The sequence below is a fragment of the Klebsiella sp. MS 92-3 genome, assembly GCF_000195655.1.
In the GTDB taxonomy this organism is placed as follows: domain Bacteria; phylum Pseudomonadota; class Gammaproteobacteria; order Enterobacterales; family Enterobacteriaceae; genus Klebsiella; species Klebsiella pneumoniae.
Window position 1 is genome coordinate 8,664 of sequence record NZ_GL882787.1, and the last position, 2,858, is coordinate 11,521.

Below are 2,858 nucleotides of genomic sequence, written 5' to 3' on the forward strand. Positions count from 1 at the left end.
CCACGAGGTCGACTTCCCGGCGGATGACGGCATGCGTTTTCGTAGCGACAACCTGCCGCTGCACGAAAACGGCATGACCATTCACGCCTGGGCCGGCGAGAAAGAGATCTACTGCAAGACCTACTACTCGATCGGCGGCGGCTTTATTGTCGACGAAGAGCACTTCGGCAAGGAAAACGCCAACGAACTGCAGGTGCCCTACCCATTTAAATCGGCGCAGGAAATGCTGGCCTACTGCAAAGAGACTGGCCTGTCGCTCTCCGGGATGGTGATGCAGAACGAGTTGGCTCTGCACAGCAAAAAAGAGATCGAGGATTATTTCGCCAACGTCTGGCAGACCATGCGCGCCTGTATCGACCGCGGGATGAACACCGAGGGCGTGCTGCCTGGCCCGCTGCGCGTACCGCGTCGCGCCTCGGCGCTGCGTCGTCTGCTGGTGGCCAGCGATAAGCTCTCCAGCGATCCAATGAACGTTGTTGACTGGGTCAATATGTTCGCGCTGGCGGTCAATGAAGAGAACGCCGCCGGCGGTCGCGTGGTAACCGCGCCGACCAACGGCGCCTGCGGCATCGTTCCGGCGGTACTCGCCTATTACGATCACTTTATCGAGTCCGTCAGCCCGGAGATCTATATTCGCTACTTTATGGCCTGCGGGGCGATCGGCGCGCTGTATAAGATGAATGCGTCCATTTCCGGCGCGGAAGTCGGCTGTCAGGGCGAGGTGGGCGTCGCCTGCTCGATGGCGGCGGCGGGACTGGCTGAACTGCTCGGCGCCAGCCCGGAACAGGTTTGCGTGGCAGCGGAGATCGGCATGGAACACAACCTCGGCCTGACCTGTGATCCGGTCGCCGGTCAGGTGCAGGTGCCATGCATTGAACGTAACGCCATCGCCTCCGTCAAGGCGATCAACGCCGCGCGAATGGCGATGCGCCGCACCAGCGAACCGCGCGTCTCGCTCGATAAGGTGATCGAGACCATGTATGAAACCGGTAAAGACATGAACGCCAAGTACCGCGAAACCTCGCGCGGCGGCCTGGCGATTAAAGTTCAGTGTGACTAAACTTTTCGTGCCCCTCTGCGCCCGCAAAGCGCGCAGGGGGATAACCCTGGTGACTGAAATCTCCCTGATGCGCCTTCAACGGCGCATTTTCTTTTTTCTATACCTGGCGATATTCTGCCACTACACTTGCTCTATCAAATAAGCCACGCTTAACCACTCGTCCTGTCGACAGGGTGTCGCACATGCAGACTGCACAAAAAGTCATTACGGCCTATCGTCACAAACGCATTATTGTCTGCCTGCTGGTAGCCCTGGCGACCCTGGGCGCCACATTAGCCATCCGATTTATTTCGCAGCGCAGCGTAAATGAAGATTATATTCGCACGGCCGCCAGCCAACGGGTGGCGGCGCTCAATGACATCTTGCGCCCGCTAAGCGCGCAGCGAGCCACCCTGCTCCCTCTGGTGGGCAAACCCTGCCCTGATATCCATCTGACGCTGCGCAAAATGGCGGCCTCGTTGCAAACCATTCGTTCCGTCGCCCTCGTCACGTCAGGTATCGTTTACTGTTCCAGTATTTTTGGCCCGCGACAGGCAGACTTACATCGCCTGCAGCCCGCGCTTCCTGCGCCCCGCCCTCTGCTGCTCTTCTCGAACGACAGCTCCTTGCTCAAAGGCTCGCCGGTACTGATCCAATGGTATCCAGCCGCGGAGAACGGCCTGGACGGCGTGATGCTGGTGGTGAATATTGAGCTGCTGGGAACCTTAATTCTTAATGAAAAATCGGCCCTGATCAGCGACGTCAGCCTGCAGGTTGGCGATCGTTATTTTAGCAGCCGCCATGGGCTTCTCGAAAAAGCGCATGTCCCGCAGGGCACGGTGATTTATCGCCAGCGCTCTACGGAGTTTCCGTTTACTGTCAATATTAACGGCCCTGGCGCCTCGGCGATTGCGCTTGAGGAGCTGCCCGGCGAGCTGCCGCTGGCGCTGATTTTTAGCCTGCTAATGACCGGCATCGCCTGGCTGGCCACCGCCGGCAGAATGAGTTTCTCGCGGGAAATAAGCCTTGGCATTTCGGCCCGGGAGTTTGCCCTCTGGTGCCAGCCGCTGCAGGATGCGCGCAGCGGCCGCTGCTGCGGGGTGGAGATCCTGCTGCGCTGGAATAATCCCCGCCGTGGGACGATTTCGCCGGAGGTATTTATCCCCATCGCCGAAGGCAATAATCTGATCATCCCTCTCACCCGCTATGTGATTGCCGAAACCGCTCGCCGCCTGGACGCTTTTCCTCGCGACCGCCATTTTCACATCGCGATCAATGTCGCCGCGCGCCATTTCGCTAACGGACTCCTGCTGCGCGACCTGCACAATTACTGGTTCAGCGTGGATCCGGTGCAGCAGCTGGTGGTCGAGCTAACCGAACGCGATGTCCTGCAGGATGGCGACCAGCATATGGCCGAACATCTGCACTTTAAAGGCGTACAGCTGGCGATCGATGATTTTGGTACCGGCAATACTTCGCTCTCATGGCTGGAAAAGCTGCGCCCGGACGTCCTGAAGATCGACCGCTCGTTCACCAGCTCGGTCGGCATAGATAGCGTGAACGCGACGGTGACAGATATTATTATCGCCCTCGCCAACCGCCTGCATATTGTTACCGTTGCCGAAGGGGTGGAGACGCTGGAGCAGGAAAACTACCTGCGTAGCCACGGCGTCGATGTGCTGCAGGGGTTTTATTATGCGCGGCCGATGCCGGTGGAGGCGTTCCCGGCGTGGCTGGCCAGCAGGGAGGAGAGTGAGAGTGAGGGTGAGAGCGAGACGACAGAATAACTCCCCCGCGCCGGCGGGGGGGGGGGGGGGGG

At 59.5% G+C, this 2,858-nt stretch carries 2 protein-coding genes; both read left to right on the top strand.

Annotated features, from left to right (window positions below; translation table 11 throughout):
* Nucleotides 1-1,060: L-serine ammonia-lyase (locus HMPREF9538_RS17620; RefSeq protein WP_009484659.1), on the top strand; the 1,060-nt coding region annotated here is incomplete at its 5' end.
* 182 nt (nucleotides 1,061-1,242) lie between these two features.
* Entirely contained in the window at nucleotides 1,243-2,826 is a 1,584-nt protein-coding gene (locus tag HMPREF9538_RS17610; protein WP_004211022.1) for an EAL domain-containing protein, read from the top strand.
* Nucleotides 2,827-2,858: the final 32 nt, after the last annotated feature.